General features: G+C 63.9%; 11 protein-coding genes. 6 read left to right on the top strand and 5 right to left on the bottom strand.

Annotated elements, in window-relative coordinates; all coding sequences use genetic code 11:
• Positions 1-134 precede the first annotated feature (134 nt).
• Complete coding sequence (locus P5W99_RS06175) at positions 135-938, top strand: IclR family transcriptional regulator (RefSeq protein WP_035531082.1); 804 nt, start codon at positions 135-137, stop codon at positions 936-938.
• 185 nt (positions 939-1,123) lie between these two features.
• Here P5W99_RS06175 and pbpG read toward each other — a convergent pair whose 3' ends face one another.
• Positions 1,124-2,305, bottom strand: coding sequence for a D-alanyl-D-alanine endopeptidase (gene pbpG / locus P5W99_RS06170; protein WP_421079357.1), 1,182 nt, complete (start codon positions 2,303-2,305; stop codon positions 1,124-1,126).
• A 735-nt stretch (positions 2,306-3,040) separates the two neighbouring features.
• Here pbpG and P5W99_RS06165 point away from each other — a divergent pair.
• Positions 3,041-3,616 carry a phasin family protein gene (locus P5W99_RS06165; RefSeq protein WP_421023701.1) on the top strand — a complete coding sequence of 192 codons (576 nt, stop codon included), beginning with the start codon at positions 3,041-3,043 and terminating at the stop codon, positions 3,614-3,616.
• 232 nt (positions 3,617-3,848) lie between these two features.
• Here the strand turns inward: P5W99_RS06165 and lpdA are convergent, their stop codons facing one another.
• The 3 genes from lpdA to aceE all read right to left on the bottom strand — a co-directional run bounded on the left by lpdA (position 3,849) and on the right by aceE (position 10,155).
• The gene (gene lpdA / locus P5W99_RS06160; RefSeq protein ID WP_421079356.1) at positions 3,849-5,624 is read right to left on the bottom strand and encodes a dihydrolipoyl dehydrogenase; all 1,776 of its coding nucleotides are present in this window, start codon (positions 5,622-5,624) and stop codon (positions 3,849-3,851) included.
• Positions 5,625-5,725: 101 nt separating this feature from the next.
• A complete protein-coding gene (gene aceF / locus P5W99_RS06155) occupies positions 5,726-7,378 on the bottom strand; it encodes a dihydrolipoyllysine-residue acetyltransferase (protein ID WP_434662220.1) in 1,653 nt (550 codons plus the stop codon).
• Positions 7,379-7,458: 80 nt separating this feature from the next.
• Positions 7,459-10,155, bottom strand: a complete 2,697-nt coding sequence (gene aceE, locus P5W99_RS06150; protein ID WP_421023698.1) for a pyruvate dehydrogenase (acetyl-transferring), homodimeric type — start codon at positions 10,153-10,155, stop codon at positions 7,459-7,461.
• A gap of 296 nt (positions 10,156-10,451) precedes the next feature.
• Between aceE and fixL the strand changes: the two genes are divergently transcribed.
• From fixL to P5W99_RS06130, 4 genes are all read left to right on the top strand, one after another.
• Positions 10,452-12,968: an oxygen sensor histidine kinase FixL gene (gene fixL / locus P5W99_RS06145; protein WP_421079354.1), complete on the top strand. Its 2,517-nt coding sequence runs from the start codon at positions 10,452-10,454 to the stop codon at positions 12,966-12,968.
• A complete protein-coding gene (gene fixJ / locus P5W99_RS06140) occupies positions 12,965-13,615 on the top strand; it encodes an oxygen response regulator transcription factor FixJ (RefSeq protein ID WP_129561776.1) in 651 nt (216 codons plus the stop codon). Before fixL ends, fixJ begins: the two co-directional genes overlap by 4 nt.
• Positions 13,616-13,891: 276 nt before the next feature.
• Positions 13,892-14,746, top strand: coding sequence for a bifunctional methylenetetrahydrofolate dehydrogenase/methenyltetrahydrofolate cyclohydrolase FolD (folD, locus tag P5W99_RS06135; protein WP_421079353.1), 855 nt, complete (start codon positions 13,892-13,894; stop codon positions 14,744-14,746).
• A 312-nt stretch (positions 14,747-15,058) separates the two neighbouring features.
• Positions 15,059-17,158 (top strand): M3 family metallopeptidase, encoded by a 2,100-nt coding sequence (locus P5W99_RS06130; protein WP_434662218.1) that lies wholly within the window; start codon positions 15,059-15,061, stop codon positions 17,156-17,158.
• Positions 17,159-17,271: 113 nt separating this feature from the next.
• Here the strand turns inward: P5W99_RS06130 and P5W99_RS06125 are convergent, their stop codons facing one another.
• Positions 17,272-18,558, bottom strand: a complete 1,287-nt coding sequence (locus P5W99_RS06125) for an amidohydrolase family protein (RefSeq protein ID WP_421079351.1) — start codon at positions 18,556-18,558, stop codon at positions 17,272-17,274.
• Positions 18,559-18,581: the final 23 nt, after the last annotated feature.

Genomic DNA, 18,581 nt, shown 5'->3' with positions numbered 1-18,581 from the left:
GCGTGAACGCGGCCGCCGCAGCGGAACACCATCCCGCCAACCGCTGTCTTTTTTCACAATACGAGATACAATGCTCGCTGCCGTGCCGAGTTTCTTATACTCGCCATACGAATCCGCCCCTGGAATCTGCCCCCATGACCGACACCAATCCGGATCCGAAGACCTCGATTCAGGTGATCGAGCGCATGATGCGCCTCCTCGACGCGCTCGCCGCACACACCGACCCGGTCAGCCTGAAGGATCTTGCGCAACGCACCGAACTGCATCCGTCCACCGCGCACCGCATTCTCAACGACATGGTGAGCTGCCGGCTCGTCGACCGCTCGGACCCTGGCACGTACCGGCTGGGCATGCGACTGCTGGAGCTGGGCAATCTCGTGAAGGCGCGCCTCTCGGTACGCGACGCCGCGCTCACGCCCATGCGCGAACTGCATCGTCTCACTGGCCAGACTGTGAACCTCTCGGTGCGCCAGGGCGACGAGATTGTCTATATCGAGCGAGCTTATTCCGAACGTTCAGGCATGCAGGTGGTGCGGGCGATTGGCGGCCGCGCGCCGCTGCACCTCACTTCGGTTGGCAAACTCTTCCTTGCCGCCGACGAAGCCAATCGCGTTCGCGCTTACGCCACGCGCACGGGCCTTTCGGGTCACACCCGCAACAGCATCACCGACCTCGGCCGCCTGGAGCGCGAACTCGCTCACGTGCGCCAGCAATCTTGCGCACGCGACAACGAGGAGCTGGAACTGGGTGTGCGCTGCATCGCAGCGGGCATTTACGACGATACCGGCAAGCTCGTTGCCGGGCTGTCGCTTTCGGCGCCTGCGGACCGTCTTCAGGACTCGTGGCTTGGACAACTGAGCAAGACGGCGCTCCTGATTTCCGAATCGCTCGGTTACCACCCGGAGCCGGCGGAGGGCAGCGTGCAGACCGCAGCCTGAGCGACCAGATCGCCTCGAGCACGAACCCGTTTCGCGCAATCGCATCGAAGCTCCCCCGAAGCGCCGGCACATCCGGCGCTTCTCTTTTTCCGGCTTTTCAATCGAAGAACTCAGCCCAAAAGACAACGCCCCGCGATTGCGGGGCGCTTGTACTGGTGCAACGGAAAGCGGCGCAGCGGCGCTGATCAGGTACCCGCGCCTCCCGCATCCGCACTCGTGATGTGCGGCTGCTGGTCAGCGCCGCCGTTGTCGATCCACGTGCGCACGCGGGTCGCGTCAGCGAAACGCGAATACTTGCCGCTCGAATCGAGCAACACCATGATGACCGGACGGCCATGGACCGTCGTTTGCATCACGAGGCACTCGCCCGCTTCGTTGATGAAGCCGGTCTTCTGCAGGCCGATGTCCCACGACGGATTGCGGATGAGCGCGTTCGTGCTGTTGTAGGCAAGATTGCGCTTGCCCGTGTACACGTCATAGCTGCGGTCGGTCGAGAACTGGCGAATGAGCGGATACTGGTAAGCCGCGTTCACCATCTTCACGAGATCGCGCGCGGTCGAAACATTGTGGCTCGACAGCCCGGTGGAATTCTCGAAGTGCGTGTCGGTCATGCCGAGTTGCTTCGCCTTCGCATTCATGGCGGCGATGAACGCCGGCCGCCCGCCCGGGTAGTAGCGCGAAAGCGCCGCCGCAGCGCGGTTTTCCGACGCCATCAGCGCGATATGCAGCATGTCTTCGCGCGAGAGCACCGAACCCACCGAGAGGCGCGAGCCGGTGTTCTTCTCGTAATCGCGGTCTTCGTCCGTGACTTCAATCGACTCGGTAAGCGACGCCTTCGAGTCGAGCACGACCATCGCGGTCATGAGCTTGGTGATCGAGGCGATCGGCACCACGGCATGCGAATTCTTGTCGAAGAGCGGTTCCAGCGAGTTCTGGTCCACCACGTAGGCAACGCCCGAGCGCAGCATCAGCGAATCGGGCGTTTCATGGAGACCGAACGCCTGGCCCACCGTCGGCTGACGCGGCTCGAACGCCACGCGGCGCACCGCCGAGCGATGGCGGCCGTTCATGGTGTAGCTGACGCGGCGCTTCTTTACTGCCGGACGCGCATCGCTCTCCTGCGCTGCGGCAACGCTGGGTGCGGCCGTTTTTTTGGCGACCTTCGCGCTGCTTGTGCTCTTCTTGCTTGTCTTGCTGGTTTTCTTTGCCTTGGCCGTCGAGGCCGCAGCGGTGTTCTGCGACGCAGCAAAAGCGCCCTCGGGCACTATGAGCGTTGCACTGATGACCACGGAGACAGCCACCGACAGCGCGGTACTGACAACCGATGAAGGCACCAGCTTGAACGACAGGAGCTTGTCGGATTTCATTGGTGTTCTGGATGGAGCGGCGGGATCGTTCGCCAAGTGTAGTAAAACCACGAAAAATTCGCAAATTGAAGCACTTATGGCTACTCGTTAAACCGAAGTCTGACTTTTGATTGAGATGACCAATGCACTTCGAGCACTCAATGGAGAAAGACAATCGCCCGGGCAGCCACACCCTGCTGCGCCTGGCGCCGACAACGTCTTCTGTTGCCTACATTGACGGCACGCGCTATGCAAACTTTATGTGGGAGTAATACCGAGGACGACTCTCTAACGCCGATGTCGCCGAATCGCGCGACGCGCATTCGACAGCAATGGATCTTTAACGTTCCATGAAGGAGTTTGGTGGACGCGCGAGGCGCAATCCCGCATCGACCTTCGATGAATCATGCGGCGCACGCCATTTCCGACGCACACCGGCATGCTGAATCTTGCCAGATTGAGCGCACATATGCTTGTCATTGTCGGGCAAAGCCTCGCCGCAGCCAGTTAGCGGACGCTATGCCGCAATTCGTCAAACTTGACAAATACGCCTCATGCCGCACGCATAAGTAGTTGTTTAACAAAAGTTTAATGTAATTGTGCGTCGCACCAAAAGTTCTTGACATTCTTCTCCGGCGACCTAAAATCGAGATCAATGCTGCGACGCACCAAAGCGCCGTGCAGATTCCCCAAGAGTCTTGCCACTTACTTCAGGCGGCCCACGAACGAGGCCGCCAAACATCCAGGAGCGTAACCATGAGTCTGCTGACCCCTGAGCAATTCGCCGCTGCCCAGAAAGCCAACCTCGAAACGCTGTTCGGCCTCACCGGCAAGGCATTCGAAGGCGTGGAAAAGCTCGTCGAATTGAACCTTCAGGCCGTTCGCTCGAACCTCGCGGAATCCCAGGAACACGCCCAGCGCGCGCTGTCGGCAAAAGATGCGCAAGAGTTCTTCGCCGTGCAGTCGAGCTTCGCTCAGCCGCTCGCCGAAAAGCTGCTCTCGTACGGCCGTCACGTGTACGAAATCGCTTCGGCCACGCAAGCCGAGTTCGCGAAGGTTGCTGAAGCGCACTACGAAGAACAGAACCGCAAGGTCCAGTCGCTCGTCGACAATGTCGCCAAAAACGCACCGGCCGGTTCGGAAACCGCGGTTGCCGTGATCAAGTCGGCGATCAACGCTGCGAACACGACCTACGAAACGGTCCACAAGGCCACCAAGCAAGCGGTCGAAATGGCCGAAAGCAACTTCAACGCCGCCTCCGCAGCAGCCAGCAAGGCAGCCGCACAAGCTTCGCGCTCGGCTGCCGCCGCTGCGCCCAAGAAGCCGGCCTGAGTGTTACGCATCGGCCTGGGCGCGCTGCAGGTCGTCTAAGCCGCGCCCAGTGCCGGACCCGGCGCTCCGGTCCGGCATGCCGCTTGCCCGGTCGCTGGAAGGCCGGGAATTTTTTTGGCTCCAGCGTTTTTGGCTCCAGCGCCTCTCGCAGCCGGACACAGTCGTTATGGCGAGCCAATAAAAACGGCGCACTCCTCGCGGAGTGCGCCGTTTTTTCATACTCGCGGCAAACTTACTTCTTCTTTTGCGGCGGTAGGTCCGTACAGACGCCTTCATACAGTTCGGCGGCCATGCCCACCGACTCGCCCAGCGTCGGGTGCGGGTGGATGGTCTTGCCGATGTCGGTCGCATCCGCGCCCATTTCCACCGCGAGGCAGACCTCGCTGATGAGGTCGCCCGCGTTCAGGCCGACGATACCGCCACCGATCACGCGATGCGTCTCTTCGTCGAAGATCAGCTTGGTGAAGCCCTCGTCGCGGCCGTTGGCGATCGCGCGGCCCGAAGCGGCCCACGGGAACACTGCCTTGCCGTACTTGATGCCTTCGGCCTTGCACTGCTCTTCCGTCTTGCCGGCCCAAGCCACTTCCGGATCGGTGTAGGCCACCGACGGAATCTGCATGGCGTCGAAGTATGCCTTCTCGCCGTGCGCCGCTTCCGCTGCCACGTGGCCTTCATGCACGGCCTTGTGCGCGAGCATCGGCTGACCGACGATGTCGCCGATCGCGAAGATGTGCGGCACGTTGGTGCGCTGCTGCTTGTCGACCTCGATGAAGCCGCGATCCGTCACGGCAATGCCGGCCTTGTCCGCGCCGATCTTCTTGCCGTTGGGCGAGCGGCCCACGGCGACCAGCACGAGGTCGTAGCGCTGCGGCTCGGCGGGCGCCTTCTCACCCTCGAAGGTGACGTAGATGCCATCGTCCTTCGCCTCGGCGCCCGTCGTCTTGGTCTTGAGCATGACATTCGCGAAGCGCTTCGCGTTGTACTTCTCCCAGACCTTCACGAGATCGCGGTCGGCACCGGCCATCAGGCCGTCGAGCATTTCGACGACGTCGATCTGCGCGCCGAGCGTCGAGTAGACGGTCGCCATTTCGAGGCCGATGATGCCGCCGCCGATCACCAGCATCTTCTGCGGGATCTGGCGCAGTTCGAGCGCGCCGGTCGAATCGACCACACGCGGATCTTCGGGGATGAACGGCAGCTTCACAGCCTGCGAACCCGCAGCAATGATCGCCTGCTTGAACTTGACGATTTTCTTGCCGCTCTCGCCCGCCACTTCCATGTGGTACGGATCGAGGAAGGTGCCCACGCCGGTCACGACTTCGACCTTGCGTGCCTTCGCCATGCCGGCGAGACCACCCGTGAGCTTCTTGACGACGCCCGACTTGAAGTCGCGCAGGCGGTCGAGGTCGATCTGCGGCTTGCCGAACGAGATGCCGTGCGATTCGAGCGCAGCGGCTTCGTCGATCACGAGCGCCGTGTGCAGCAGCGCCTTCGACGGGATGCAGCCCACGTTCAGGCACACGCCGCCAAGCGTCGAATAACGCTCGACCAGCACGGTCTTCATGCCGAGGTCGGCCGAACGGAACGCTGCCGAATAGCCGCCGGGGCCGGCGCCGAGCACGAGCATGTCGCATTCGACATCGGCACTGCCGCCAAAGCTGCCGGCTTGCGGCGCGGCGGTTTTCGAAACTTCGGCAGCCTTCGGGGCCTCGGCAGCCTTGGGCGCTTCGGCCTTCGGTGCGGCAGCCGGTGCAGGCGCGGCAGCAGCAGCCGACACTTCGACCAGTGCGATCACGGTGCCTTGCGACGCCTTGTCGCCAGCCTTGATCTTCACTTCCTTTACGGTGCCCGCGACGTCGCTGGGCACTTCCATCGTGGCCTTGTCCGACTCGAGCGAGAGCAGCGTCTGCTCCTTCTCGATCACATCGCCGGCCTTGATGTTGACTTCGATGACGTCGATGTCCTTGAAGTCGCCGATATCCGGCACTTTCACTTCGACGAGACTCATGGTGTCCCCTATTGGAACGACCGGCCGCGCTCGCCGTGCCGCGCACGCGCATGGACACTGCGCGTGCGACGTGGCGGCGTCAGCCGGTCAATGAAGCGGTTTTACAGAATCACGCGGCGGAAGTCGCCGAGGATCGCGCCAAGGTACGCATTGAAGCGCGCGGCAGCTGCGCCGTCGATCACGCGGTGATCGTACGAGAGCGACAACGGCAGCGTGAGGCGCGGCACGAACTGCTTGCCGTCCCACACCGGCTTCATCGCGCTCTTCGACAGACCGAGGATCGCCACTTCGGGTGCGTTGATGATCGGCGTGAAGTGCGTGCCACCGATGCCGCCGAGCGACGAGATCGAGAAGCAGCCGCCTTGCATCTGGTCCGGCTTGAGCTTGCCTTCGCGCGCGAGCTTCGAGAGCTCGGCCATTTCCTTGGCGATGTCGACGAGGCCCTTCTTGTCCGCGTCGCGGATGACCGGGACGACGAGGCCGTTCGGCGTGTCGGCGGCAAAACCGATGTGGTAGTACTGCTTGAAGACGAGGTTGTCGCCGTCGAGGCTCGCGTTGAATGTCGGGAACTTCTTGAGCGCGGCGACGCAGGCCTTGATGACGAATGCGAGCATCGTGAACTTCACGCCCGCCTTCTCGTTTTCCTTGTTCAGCTGCACGCGCAACGCTTCGAGGTCGGTGATGTCCGCTTCGTCGTTGTTCGTGACGTGCGGGATCATGACCCAGTTGCGGTGCAGGTTCGCGCCCGAGATCTTCTTGATGCGCGACAGCGGCTGCGTGTCGATCGGGCCGAACTTCGTGAAGTCGACCTTCGGCCACGGCAGCAGGTTCAGGCCAGCGCCGCCGCCGGCAGGTGCTGCCGCGGCAGCAGGCGCCGCGAGCGCACCCGTCATCACGCCCTTCACGAACGCGGTGACGTCGTCCTGGGTGATGCGGCCCTTCGGACCCGTGCCCGTGACACGTGCAACGTCCACGCCCAGATCACGTGCGAACTTGCGCACCGACGGCGATGCGTGGCTCGGACGGCGCGAACCGCCTTCGCCTGCCGGGATGATCGGCGCCTGCGCGAGCGCCGACGGCGCTGCAGGAGCGGCCTTGGCCGGCACGGCCTGGGGCGCGTCCGACGGCACTTCGACCGGTTTCGCAGCCGGTGCGGCGGCGGGAGCCGCTGCGCCTTCAGCTTCCACCACGACGATTTCCGTGCCTTCCGACACGTTGTCGCCGACCTTGACCAGAATCGACTTGACGACGCCGGACACCGGGCTCGGCACGTCCATGGTCGCCTTGTCCGACTCGAGCGTGACGAGCGACTGCTCCTTCTCGACGCGGTCGCCGACCTTCACGCCGATCTCGATGACCGGCACATCCTTGTAGTCGCCGATGTCGGGGACCTTGACGCTTTGCGCGCCGCCGCTCGCAGCGGGCGCGGCTGCCGGCGCAGCTGCCTGCGCAGCGGGTGCAGCAGGGGCTGCGGGCGCAGCAGCGGGGGCAGCGGCAGGCGCCGCAGCCGCAGCAGCGCCGTCCAGCAAGAGCACGAGCGTGCCTTCCGACACGTTGTCGCCCTGCTTGACCTTCACTTCCTTGACCGTGCCCGAAGCCGGGCTCGGCACATCCATGGTCGCCTTATCCGATTCCAGCGTGATCAGCGACTGCTCTTTTTCGACGGTATCGCCCGCCTTCACCAGCACCTCGATCACAGGAATGTCCTTGTAATCGCCGATGTCCGGCACCTTGACTTCGATCGTTTGACTCATTGTTAGTGTCTCCGGGGCCGCATACGACGCGCCTCCTCGCTTCGAGGAGGCGCTCATGCCATGCACAGGGGGATGATGCGTTAGACAGTCATCGGGTTGGGTTTGGACGGGTCGAGCTTGTACTTCGCAATGGCGTCGGCGACGACCTTGCGCTCGATCTTGCCTTCGTCCGCGAGCGCGTTGAGCGCTGCGACCGTCGTCCAGTAACGATCGACTTCGAAGAAGTGACGCAGATTCTCACGCGTGTCCGAGCGGCCGAAGCCGTCGGTGCCGAGCACCACGAACTTGCGCGGCACGAGGCCACGGATCTGGTCGACCAGTGCGCGCACGTAGTCGGTCGATGCGATGACCGGGCCTTCCGTGCCCTTGAGCAGCTTCTCGACGTGCGACTCGCGGCGCGGCTCGCTCGGGTGCAGCAGGTTCCAGCGCTCGACTTCGTGGCCTTCGCGAGCGAGTTCCGTGAAGCTCGGCACGCTCCAGAGGTCGGCCTCGACGCCCCAGTCGTTCTTGAGCAGGTCGGCGGCCGCGATCACTTCGTTGAAGATCGTGCCCGCGCCCATCAGTTGAACGCGCGGACCCTTGGCCTTCGCGTCGCCCTTGCGGAACGAGTACATGCCCTTGAGGATATCGGCCGCAACGTTTTCGCCCTGCGGGATCGCCGGATGCTCGTAGTTCTCGTTCATCACGGTGATGTAATAGAACACGTCTTCCTGTTCCTGGACCATACGGCGCAGGCCGTCCTGCATGATCACGGCCAGTTCGTAGCCGAACGTCGGGTCATAGGTGACGCAGTTCGGCACCGATGCCGCCCACAGGAGCGAGTGGCCGTCTTCGTGCTGCAGGCCTTCGCCGTTGAGCGTCGTGCGGCCCGCGGTGCCGCCCAGCAGGAAGCCGCGCGAACGCATGTCGCCCGCCGCCCACACCAGATCGCCAATGCGCTGGAGGCCGAACATCGAGTAGAAGATGTAGAACGGCACCATGATCTCGCCGTGCGTCGAGTACGACGTCGCGGCTGCGATCCAGTCGCACATGCCGCCGGCTTCGTTGATGCCTTCCTGGAGAATCTGGCCCGTCTGCGATTCCTTGTAGAACATCAGCTGGTCAGCATCTTCCGGCACGTACTTCTGGCCATCCTGATTCCAGATGCCGATCTGGCGGAACAGGCCTTCCATACCGAAGGTACGCGACTCGTCCGGCACGATCGGCACGACGCGCTTGCCGAGCGCCTTGTCCTTGAGCAGGATGTTGAGGATACGCACGAACGCCATGGTCGTGGAGATTTCACGGCCTTCGCCCGTGCCCTTGAGCAGCGGATCGAACGCTTCGAGCGCCGGCACCGGCAGCGATTCCGCCTTCTGGCGGCGCGCGGGCAGATAGCCGCCGAGGTCCATGCGCTTCTGGCGCATGTACTCGAGCTCCTTCGAGCCTTCCTCGAACTTGAGGTACGGCACGTCGACGAGCTGCTCGTCCGTGATCGGCAGACGGAACTGGTCGCGGAACTTCTTGAGCTGGTCCACCTGCATCTTCTTCTGCTGGTGGGTGATGTTCATGGCCTGGCCGGCTTCGCCCATGCCATAGCCCTTGATCGTCTTGGCGAGGATCAGGGTCGGCTGGCCCTTCGCGTGCTGTGCCTGGTGGAATGCCGCGTAGATCTTGTGCGGATCGTGGCCGCCACGGTTCAGGTTCCAGATGTCGTCATCGGACCAGTCGGCGACCAGCGCCTTCAGTTCAGGCGTGTTGAAGAAGTGCTCGCGCACATAGGCGCCCGACTCCGACTTGTACGTCTGGTACTCGCCGTCGACGACTTCCATCATGCGGCGCATCAGCGCGCCCGACTTGTCGCGCGCGAAGAGCGCGTCCCAGCGGCTGCCCCAGATGACCTTGATGACGTTCCAGCCGGCGCCGCGGAACTCGCTTTCGAGTTCCTGAATGATCTTGCCGTTGCCGCGCACCGGGCCGTCGAGACGCTGCAGGTTGCAGTTGATGACGAACACGAGGTTGTCCAGACGCTCGCGGCCGGCCATGCCAATCGCGCCGAGCGATTCCGGCTCGTCCGTTTCACCGTCGCCGAGGAAGGCCCAGACCTTGCGGCCGTCGGTCTTCGCAATGCCGCGCGCCTGCAGGTACTTCATGAAGCGTGCCTGGTAGATCGCCATGATCGGGCCGAGGCCCATCGAGACGGTCGGGAACTGCCAGAAGTCCGGCATCAGCCACGGGTGCGGGTACGACGAGATGCCCTGGCCGCCCACTTCCTGGCGGAAGTTGTCGAGCTGGTTCTCGGACAGGCGGCCGAGCAGGAACGCGCGCGAGTAGACGCCCGGCGACGAGTGGCCCTGCACGAAAACGAGGTCGCCGCCATGTTCCGGCGACGGAGCACGCCAGAAGTGGTTGTAGCCGACGTCGTAGAGCGTCGCGGCGGAAGCGAACGAGGCGATGTGGCCGCCCACGTTCGTGTTCTTGCCCGCGCGCAGCACCATGGCGATGGCGTTCCAGCGCGTGTACGAGCGAATGCGGTGTTCGATGTCCTGGTCGCCGGGGTTCTTGGCCTGGTTGGCAACGGGAATCGTGTTGATGTACGGCGTGTTGGCCGAGAACGGCAGATGCTCGCCATGCACGCGGGCGAATTCGATCTGCTTCTCGATCAGATAGTGAGCGCGGTCGGGACCAATGGTGGAGATGACGCCGTCCAGCGCCTCCAGCCATTCGGCGGTTTCCTGAGGATCTTCGTCCTTTTCGGTGGCAATGTATTTCAGGACTTCGTCGGGTACAGCGGACATACTCGTCTCCTGGATGTAGGGGAACGCTGTTGATCGGACCATGCGGATGACGACCCTCGCGACGTGACAGGACCCTCCGCATCAGCATTGCGGGCGATTGTAATTACCGCATCTCGCTTCATGCAAGGAATTTTTCGAATTGCGAGATTGATTTTTATAATGTGAAAAATTGCTGCGTCGCAAGCTGAATCGTTCGTGCCCTTTCGCCGATATCCGCCAGTTCGCACCCGTTTATCGGCGAATTGCTGCTTTTTTCACGGCGTTTGGAACTCTTACGCTGAGCTACAATCCTTGCCATGTTGACCGAACGGCTTTTCGCACGCTCGGCGCGACCGCCCGGTTCGCCCGGCGAGTCATCGCCGTCCCGCTGGCACCACGGACCCTGGTGGTCGAATTCCTATTTGCTGACGCCGCTCCTGTCGATCCTCGTATTCCTGATCGTCATGAGCCTGATCTTGTGGAGCCTGAACCGCCGCGAGCAGCAACAGCAGGAAGACACGCTTTACCGCAACGTCGCCTGGGCCCAGCAGCAGATCCGCCTCTCCATGACGGGCGCGCAGGAGCAATTGCAGGCGCTCCAGCGCGACCTGGTTGCCGGCCACAACGACCCGCAGTACTTCCAGACGTCCACCACGGACATCATGCAGGGTCACCCCGAGATCCTCTATCTGAACTGGTATACGAGCCAGCAGGAGCCGCGCTGGCCCAACACGGCCATGCCGGTGTTCGGCCAGCGCCTGGCCAAGCCCAACGACGCGCAGATGGACGAGGCCGTGAAGGCCGCCTTCACCGAAGCCCGCTCGACGCGCCGCCAGGTCTACTCGCCGCTCATCTACGACGACGTGGGCAACGGCTATATCACGTTGCAGACGCCGGTTTACCGCGACCGCGAGTTCCTCGGTTCGGTGGCCGCCGTGTTCTCGGTCGAAGGGATCCTCAAGCACGACATCCCCCCTGAGCTGTCCGCCAAGTACAAGATTTCGCTCATCGACGCGAACAACCGCGAGCTCGCCACCACCTCGACGCGCCCGCGCCTGCCGCACGACGTCTACTACGACCTGCCGCTCGATCCGCCGGGCCAGGGCGTCTCCGTGCGCGTGTACTCGTATCCGCAGATGACCAACTTTACGAACAATACGCTCGTGTGGCTGGTTGCGGGACTTTCGTGCTTCGTCCTGTGGAGCCTGTGGAGTCTCTGGAAGCATACGCGCCAGCGCTTCGAAGCGCAGCAGGCGCTGTACGCGGAAGCATTCTTCCGGCGCGCGATGGAAAATTCGGTGCTGATCGGCATGCGCGTGCTCGACATGCACGGGCGGATCACGCACGTGAACCCCGCCTTTTGCCGCATGACCGGCTGGGACGAAAGCGACCTCGTGGGCAAGCATGCGCCGTTTCCCTACTGGCCGCGCGACGCCTACCCTGAAATGCAGCGCCAGCTCGACATGACGCTGCGTGGCAAGGCGCCCTCCTCGGGGTTCGAGCTGCGCGTGCGCCGCAAGGACGGCTCGCAGTTCCATGCGCGCCTCTATGTCTCGCCGCTCATCGATAGCTCGGGCCGCCAGACCGGCTGGATGTCGTCGATGACCGACATCACCGAGCCCAAGCGCGCGCGCGAGGAACTCGCCGCCGCGCACGAGCGCTTCACCACGGTGCTGGAGAGCCTCGACGCCGCCGTCTCGGTGCTCGCCGCCGACGAAGCCGAGTTGCTGTTCGCAAACCGCTACTACCGCCACCTCTTCGGCATCCGCCCGGACGGCCATCTAGAACTGGCCGGCGGCGGCGGCTTCGATTCGGCTGCAGCGTCGTCGGATTCGATCGACATGGTGGACGCCTACGCGGGCCTGCCCGCCACCGCGCTCACCGAAAGCGCCGCCGATGCCCAGGAAGTCTATGTCGAGAGCATCCAGAAGTGGTTCGAGGTGCGGCGCCAGTACATCCAGTGGGTAGACGGCCACCTCGCGCAGATGCAGATCGCGACCGACATCACCACGCGCAAGCAGGCCCAGGAACTGGCCCGCCAGCAAGACGAGAAGCTGCAGTTCACGAGCCGCCTCATGACGATGGGCGAAATGGCCTCGTCGCTCGCGCACGAGCTGAACCAGCCGCTCGCCGCCATCAACAACTATGCCTCGGGCACCGTCGCGCTCGTGAAGTCAGGGCGCGCCGCGCCCGACAACCTCTTGCCCGTGCTCGAAAAGACCGCGCAGCAGGCGGTGCGCGCGGGCATGATCATCAAGCGCATCCGCGAATTCGTGAAGCGCAGCGAGCCCAAGCGCCAGGCCACGCGCGTAGCCGACATTGTCGCCGACGCCGTGGGGCTCGCCGAAATCGAGGCGCGCAAGCGCCGCATCCGCATCGTGACCGACATGCGCTCGCGCATGCCCGTGATCTACGTCGATCCGGTGCTCATCGAGCAGGTGCTCGTCAATCTTCTGAAGAACGCCGCCGAAGCTATGGCCGAGGCGCGCCCGAATGCGCTCGATCCGGTGATCCGCGTGATCGTGAAGCGCGACGGCGGCAACGTCTGCATTAGCGTGGTCGATCAGGGCCCGGGCGTCGACGAGGCCACCGCCGAGCGTCTCTTCGAACCTTTCTACAGCACCAAGTCCGATGGCATGGGCATGGGGCTGAATATCTGCCGTTCGATCATCGAATCGCATCGCGGGCGTCTTTGGGTGGTCAACAACGTCGAAGCCGACGGCCACATCAGCGGCGCCACATTCCATTGCAGTCTGCCCATCGGCGAAACGGACCGTTCCTCGCGCGACGGATCCGACGAGCCGACTACACAAACCGTTACGGGAGAGCCATGAACAGCCCAGTCACCACTCAGGAAACCGTCTTTGTTGTCGACGACGATGAAGCCGTACGAGACTCCCTGCGCTGGCTGCTCGAAGCGAATGGCTACCGCGTGCAGTGCTTCACGAGCGCGGAAGAGTTCCTCGATGCGTACCAGCCGGCGCAGCAAGCCGGACAAATCGCCTGCCTGATTCTGGACGTGCGCATGCAGGGCATGAGCGGACTCGAGCTGCAGGAGCGCCTGATCGCCGAAAACGCCTCGTTGCCGATCATCTTCGTGACCGGCCACGGCGACGTGCCGATGGCCGTCTCCACCATGAAGAAGGGCGCGATGGACTTCATCGAGAAGCCGTTCGACGAAGCCGAACTGCGCAAGCTCGTCGAGCGCATGCTGGAGAAGGCCCGCAGCGAAAGCACCAACGTGCAGCAGCAGCGCGCTGCGGCCGAGCGGCTCGGCAAGCTCACGGCGCGCGAGCACCAGGTGCTCGAGCGCATCATCGCGGGCCGCCTGAATAAGCAGATCGCCGACGATCTGGGCATCAGCATCAAGACCGTCGAAGCGCACCGCGCGAACATCATGGAAAAGCTCAACGTGAACACGGTCGCCGACCTGCTGCGTCTCGCGCTTTCCAACAAGCCGCAACAGGCGCAGCAGCAATAAAACTGCTGCCAGAACGGCGCGACGGGGAAGGCATGATCTTGCGCGGCGCATGACGCCGCGCGGCGCCTTCCCTACCACATTCCCATCGCTTCTTCCTGTTTCGTTCGGCCCGTGTTTCGTCTGGCCGCGACAGTTCGCGCGCGCCGCGCGGGTATAATGTCGCCCTTTGCAGCCGGCGCCCCGCCTCTCCCTGCGCACGGGCGTCAAACCAGCGTCAAGCGACCCGCCGCGCTCCGGCATGCATCCGCGCATCGCCCACTCTCGATTCGACCGACCATGACAGCCACCCTCATCGACGGCCTCGCCCTCTCCAAGAAACTGCGCGCCGACGTCGCCACGCGCGCCGCCGCCCTCACTGCCCGCGGCCATCAGCCTGGCCTCGCGGTCGTGCTGGTCGGCGACAATCCCGCGAGCGAAGTCTATGTGCGCAACAAGGTGAAGGCCTGCGAAGACAACGGCCTCCGTTCGTCGTACGACCGCTACGCCGAAACGCTCTCCGAAGCCGATCTGCTCAAGCGCATCGACGAACTGAACCGCGACCCGAAGATTCACGGCATCCTCGTGCAGTTGCCGCTGCCCAAGCACATCGACAGCCACAAGGTGATCGAGGCGATCGCACCGGAAAAAGACGTGGACGGTTTTCACGTGGCCAACGCCGGCGCGCTCCTGACCGGCCGGCCGCTGTTCCGCCCCTGCACGCCCTATGGCGTGATGAAGATGTTCGAGGAGTACCAGATCCCGCTCGAAGGCGCGAACGCCGTGGTGATCGGCCGCTCGAACATCGTCGGCAAGCCGATGGCGCTGCTGCTGCTCGAAAAGGGCGCCACGGTCACGGTCTGCCACAGCAAGACGCGCGATCTCGCGAAACACACGCGTGAAGCGGACATCGTGGTGGCCGCCGTGGGCAAGCGCAACGTGCTGACCGCCGACATGATCAAGCCGGGCGCCACCGTGATCGACGTGGGCATGAATCGAGACGACAACGGCAAACTGTGCGGCGACGTCGATTTCGCGGGCCTGAAGGACGTGGCCGGCTTCATCACACCGGTGCCGGGCGGCGTTGGCCCGATGACCATTACGATGCTGCTCGTCAACACGATCGAAGCCGCGGAGCGTGCAGCTGGCGCCTAGGCACGCCCAGCAACCGCTTGCCAGACCGGCACGCGGTTGCGAACGCTTCACTGAAAACGGCCCTGTGCATTCCTGCTTGGGCCGTTTTTTTCGTGCATGCACGGGCGACGCGCAGAGCGCGGCGCGTCGATTGCGCCGCCTCGGCCCGACTTCTGTTAATTTGCACAGGTGCTCCGGTTGGAAAGCGCGCACTGCGCCCCAATAACCGGAATTTCGGGGCGTGCGAAAGCGCGCGGCGCCCCGGCCCTCCCCCGGCTGCGCATCGGCCCATTTCATTGCGAATCAACCGCGACAGAAGGAACAGGACGCATCATGGCAACTACTCCCTCCGATAATCCGCTGCTCGATTTCACCGGTCTGCCGCGCTTTGGCGAGATCCGCCCCGAACACGTAACGCCCGCACTGGACGTGCTGCTCGCGAACGCGAACGCCGCGGTCGAGCGCGCGGCCCAACCCATGACGCCCTCGCAGTGGAGCGACGTGGTCGAACCGCTCGAGCGCGCCACCGAACCGCTCTCGCGCGCCTGGGGCGTGATCGGACACCTGAATGCCGTAGCCGACACGCCGGAGCTGCGTGCCGCGTATGGCGAGAACCTGCCGCGCGTAACCGAGTTCTGGTCGAGCGTCGGCCAGAATCTCGCGCTCTACGAGAAGTACAAGGCCATCGCGAACCACAATTCGTTCCAGTTGCTTTCCACCGAGCGCAAGAAGATTCTCGATAACTCGCTGCGCGACTTCCGCCTCTCGGGTGCGGAGTTGCCCGAAGACCAGAAGCCGCGTTTCGCCGAGCTGCAGGAGCGCCAGGCGTCGCTCGCGAAAGCGTTCTCCGACCATGTGCTCGACGCCACCAACGCCTATGCGTTCTACGCCACGAGCGAAAGCGAGCTCGCCGGCCTGCCCGACGACGTGATCGCTGCCGCGCGCGAAGCCGCCGAGCGCGAGGACAAGCAAGGCTGGAAGTTCACGCTGCACTTCCCCTCGTATTTCCCGGTGCTGCAATACTCGGAAAACCGCGCGATGCGCGAGACGATGTATCGCGCCTACGTCACGCGCGCATCGGAGCTGGGTCCTCAATACGGCGGCGGCAAGCCCGACTGGGACAACACCGCAATCGTCGACGATCAGCTCAAGCTGCGCGCAGAAGAAGCGAAGATGCTCGGCTACAACAACTTCGCCGAGGTTTCGCTCGCGCCGAAGATGGCCGAGTCGCCCGCGCAGGTCACGAGCTTCCTCGAAGACCTCGCCGCGCGCGCACGCCCGCACGCCGAAAAAGACTGGCAGGAACTGCGCGAGTTCGCTGCGAACGAACTCGGCCTCGCGCAGATCGAGCCGTGGGACATGGCCTTCGCAGCCGAACGCCTGCGTCAAAAGCGCTACGCGTTCTCGGAGAACGAGGTCAAGCAATATTTCCCCGAAGACTTCGTGCTCAAGGGCCTCTTCAAGGTTACGGAAACACTGTTCGGCGTGCGCATCCGCGACGACAAAGCCGCCGTCTGGCACCCGGACGTGCGCTTCTTCCGAGTCGAGAACGCGGACGGCACCCTGGTCGCGCAGTTCTATCTCGACCTCTACGCACGCGAAGGCAAACGCGGCGGCGCATGGATGGACGATGCACGCTCGCGCCGCAAGCTCGAGGGCGACAGCGTGCAGACGCCGGTCGCGTATCTCACCTGCAACTTTTCCGCGCCGGTGGGCGGCCGCCCCGCGTGCTTCACGCACGACGAAGTCATCACGCTGTTCCATGAATTCGGCCACGGCCTGCATCACATGCTCACGCGCGTGGACGAGCTCTCGGTCTCGGGCATCAACGGCGTGGAATGGGACGCGGTCGAACTGCCCTCGCAGTTCATGGAGAACTTCTGCTGGGAGTGGGACGTTCTCACGGAGATGACCTCGCACGTCGACACGGGCAAGCCGCTGCCGCGCGAACTCTTCGACAAGATGCTCGCCGCGAAGAACTTCCAGAGCGGCCTCGGCACGCTGCGCCAGATCGTGTTTTCGCTGTTCGACATGGCGCTGCACGTGGACTTCGACGCCTCGAAGGGCAAGACCATGAACGATCTCGCGCGCGAGATCAACGCGCGCTATCACGTCATTGCGCAAGCTCCGTTCTCGCGCTGGCCGAACACCTTCAGCCATATCTTCGCGGGCGGCTACGCGGCGGGCTACTACAGCTACAAGTGGGCCGAAGTGCTTTCCGCCGATGCCTACGCGGCGTTCGAAGAAGCCGCGCAAGCCGCGAAGTCGAGCGTGCTCGACGCGGCCACGGGCACGCGCTATCGAAAGGAGATTCTGGAAGTGGGCGGCAGCCGCCCGGCGATGGAATCGTTCAAGGCGTTCCGCGGACGCGAGCCCAACATCGATGCGCTGCTGCGCCATAACGGCATGGAGCAGCCGCCGGCACAGCACTAAACGCGCCTCGCGCACCTTCACGAAAAGCCGCGCATGGAAGTGCATTCCATGCGCGGTTTTTCATCGTCCACCGCTGGTTGGCCAATCTATTGGCGAATCTGATGGCGAGTCGCTTACCGGTGCAGCCTGAAATCGACGCTCGTGGGCCGTCCTTCGAGCGCAAGCGACACGCGTTGCGCGGGCTGGCGACTCACCACCCGGCCCCGGCTCACCACAGCAAGGCGCACTGCACGTAGCCGAATCGCTTCGACAGGATCGCGCGCATCGAGCACCACGAGATTGGCCGCGCTTCCCGGCGCAATGCCATAGCCTTCGAGACCGAGAATCTTCGCGGGATTGACCGTGACCGCGTCGAAGCATGTGCGCGACGCCTCCACGCCCGTCATCTGTGCGACGTGCAACCCCATCTGCGCGACCTCGAGCATGTCGCCCGAGCCGAAGCTGTACCAGGGATCCATCACGCAATCGTGGCCAAACGCGACGTTGATGCCCGCCGCCAACAGCTCGGGCACGCGCGTCATGCCGCGGCGCTTGGGATAGGTATCGGAGCGGCCCTGCAGCGTAATGTTGATGAGCGGATTCGCGATCGCTGCCACGCCGGACTCGCGCATGAGCGGGATGAGCTTGCTCACGTAGTAATTGTCCATCGAGTGCATCGACGTGAGATGCGAGCCCGTCACGCGGCCGTGCAAACCGAGACGATGCGCTTGCGCCGCGAGCGTTTCGATGTGGCGCGAGAGCGGGTCGTCGGACTCGTCGCAATGCATGTCCACGCGCAGGCCTTGCTCCGCCGCGAATTCGCAGAGCAGCCGCACCGACTCCGCACCGTCGGCCATGGTGCGCTCGAAATGCGGGATGCCGCCCACCACGTCCACGCCCATCGCGATGGCACGCTTGAGATTGTCGAACGCGCCGGGGCTGCGCAGCAGTCCGTCCTGCGGAAACGCCACGAGTTGCAAGTCGAGGTACGGCGCCACGCGGCGCTTCACTTCGAGCAGCGCCTCGACGGCAAGCAGGCGCGCGTCGCAAACATCGACGTGCGAGCGGATCGCCAGCAGCCCGCGCGCGACGGCCCAATCGCAGTACTGCAGCGCGCGCTCGACGAGCGCCTCTTGCGTGAGCTGCGGCTTGAGCTCGCCCCACAGCGCGATGCCCTCCAGCAGCGTGCCCGACGCATTCACGCGCGGCAGCCCCCAGGACAGCGTGGCATCCATGTGGAAATGCGCGTCGACGAACGGCGCGCTGACGAGCGCACCAGCCGCGTCGATCTCCTCAGGCGCCTGCGCCGCGAGATGCGGCTCGACGGCAATGATGCGCCCCGCCTCGACACCGATATCGACCGTGGGATGCCCGGCCGGATGCGCATGCGCGAGCACGGCGCGGCGAATGATCAGATCCATGCATGGCTCCTTGCTGGCGTTTT

This window comes from Paraburkholderia sp. A3BS-1L (genome assembly GCF_051125215.1).
Lineage (GTDB): Bacteria > Pseudomonadota > Gammaproteobacteria > Burkholderiales > Burkholderiaceae > Paraburkholderia.
This window is presented reverse-complemented; position numbering and strand designations above follow the sequence as displayed.

Coding starts and splice junctions, on each gene's coding strand:
- P5W99_RS06175 (WP_035531082.1), top strand. CDS start 135: ATGACCGACACCAATCCGGATCCGAAGACCTCGATTCAGGTGATCGAG.
- pbpG (WP_421079357.1), bottom strand. CDS start 2,305: ATGAAATCCGACAAGCTCCTGTCGTTCAAGCTGGTGCCTTCATCGGTT.
- P5W99_RS06165 (WP_421023701.1), top strand. CDS start 3,041: ATGAGTCTGCTGACCCCTGAGCAATTCGCCGCTGCCCAGAAAGCCAAC.
- lpdA (WP_421079356.1), bottom strand. CDS start 5,624: ATGAGTCTCGTCGAAGTGAAAGTGCCGGATATCGGCGACTTCAAGGAC.
- aceF (WP_434662220.1), bottom strand. CDS start 7,378: ATGAGTCAAACGATCGAAGTCAAGGTGCCGGACATCGGCGATTACAAG.
- aceE (WP_421023698.1), bottom strand. CDS start 10,155: ATGTCCGCTGTACCCGACGAAGTCCTGAAATACATTGCCACCGAAAAG.
- fixL (WP_421079354.1), top strand. CDS start 10,452: ATGTTGACCGAACGGCTTTTCGCACGCTCGGCGCGACCGCCCGGTTCG.
- fixJ (WP_129561776.1), top strand. CDS start 12,965: ATGAACAGCCCAGTCACCACTCAGGAAACCGTCTTTGTTGTCGACGAC.
- folD (WP_421079353.1), top strand. CDS start 13,892: ATGACAGCCACCCTCATCGACGGCCTCGCCCTCTCCAAGAAACTGCGC.
- P5W99_RS06130 (WP_434662218.1), top strand. CDS start 15,059: ATGGCAACTACTCCCTCCGATAATCCGCTGCTCGATTTCACCGGTCTG.
- P5W99_RS06125 (WP_421079351.1), bottom strand. CDS start 18,558: ATGGATCTGATCATTCGCCGCGCCGTGCTCGCGCATGCGCATCCGGCC.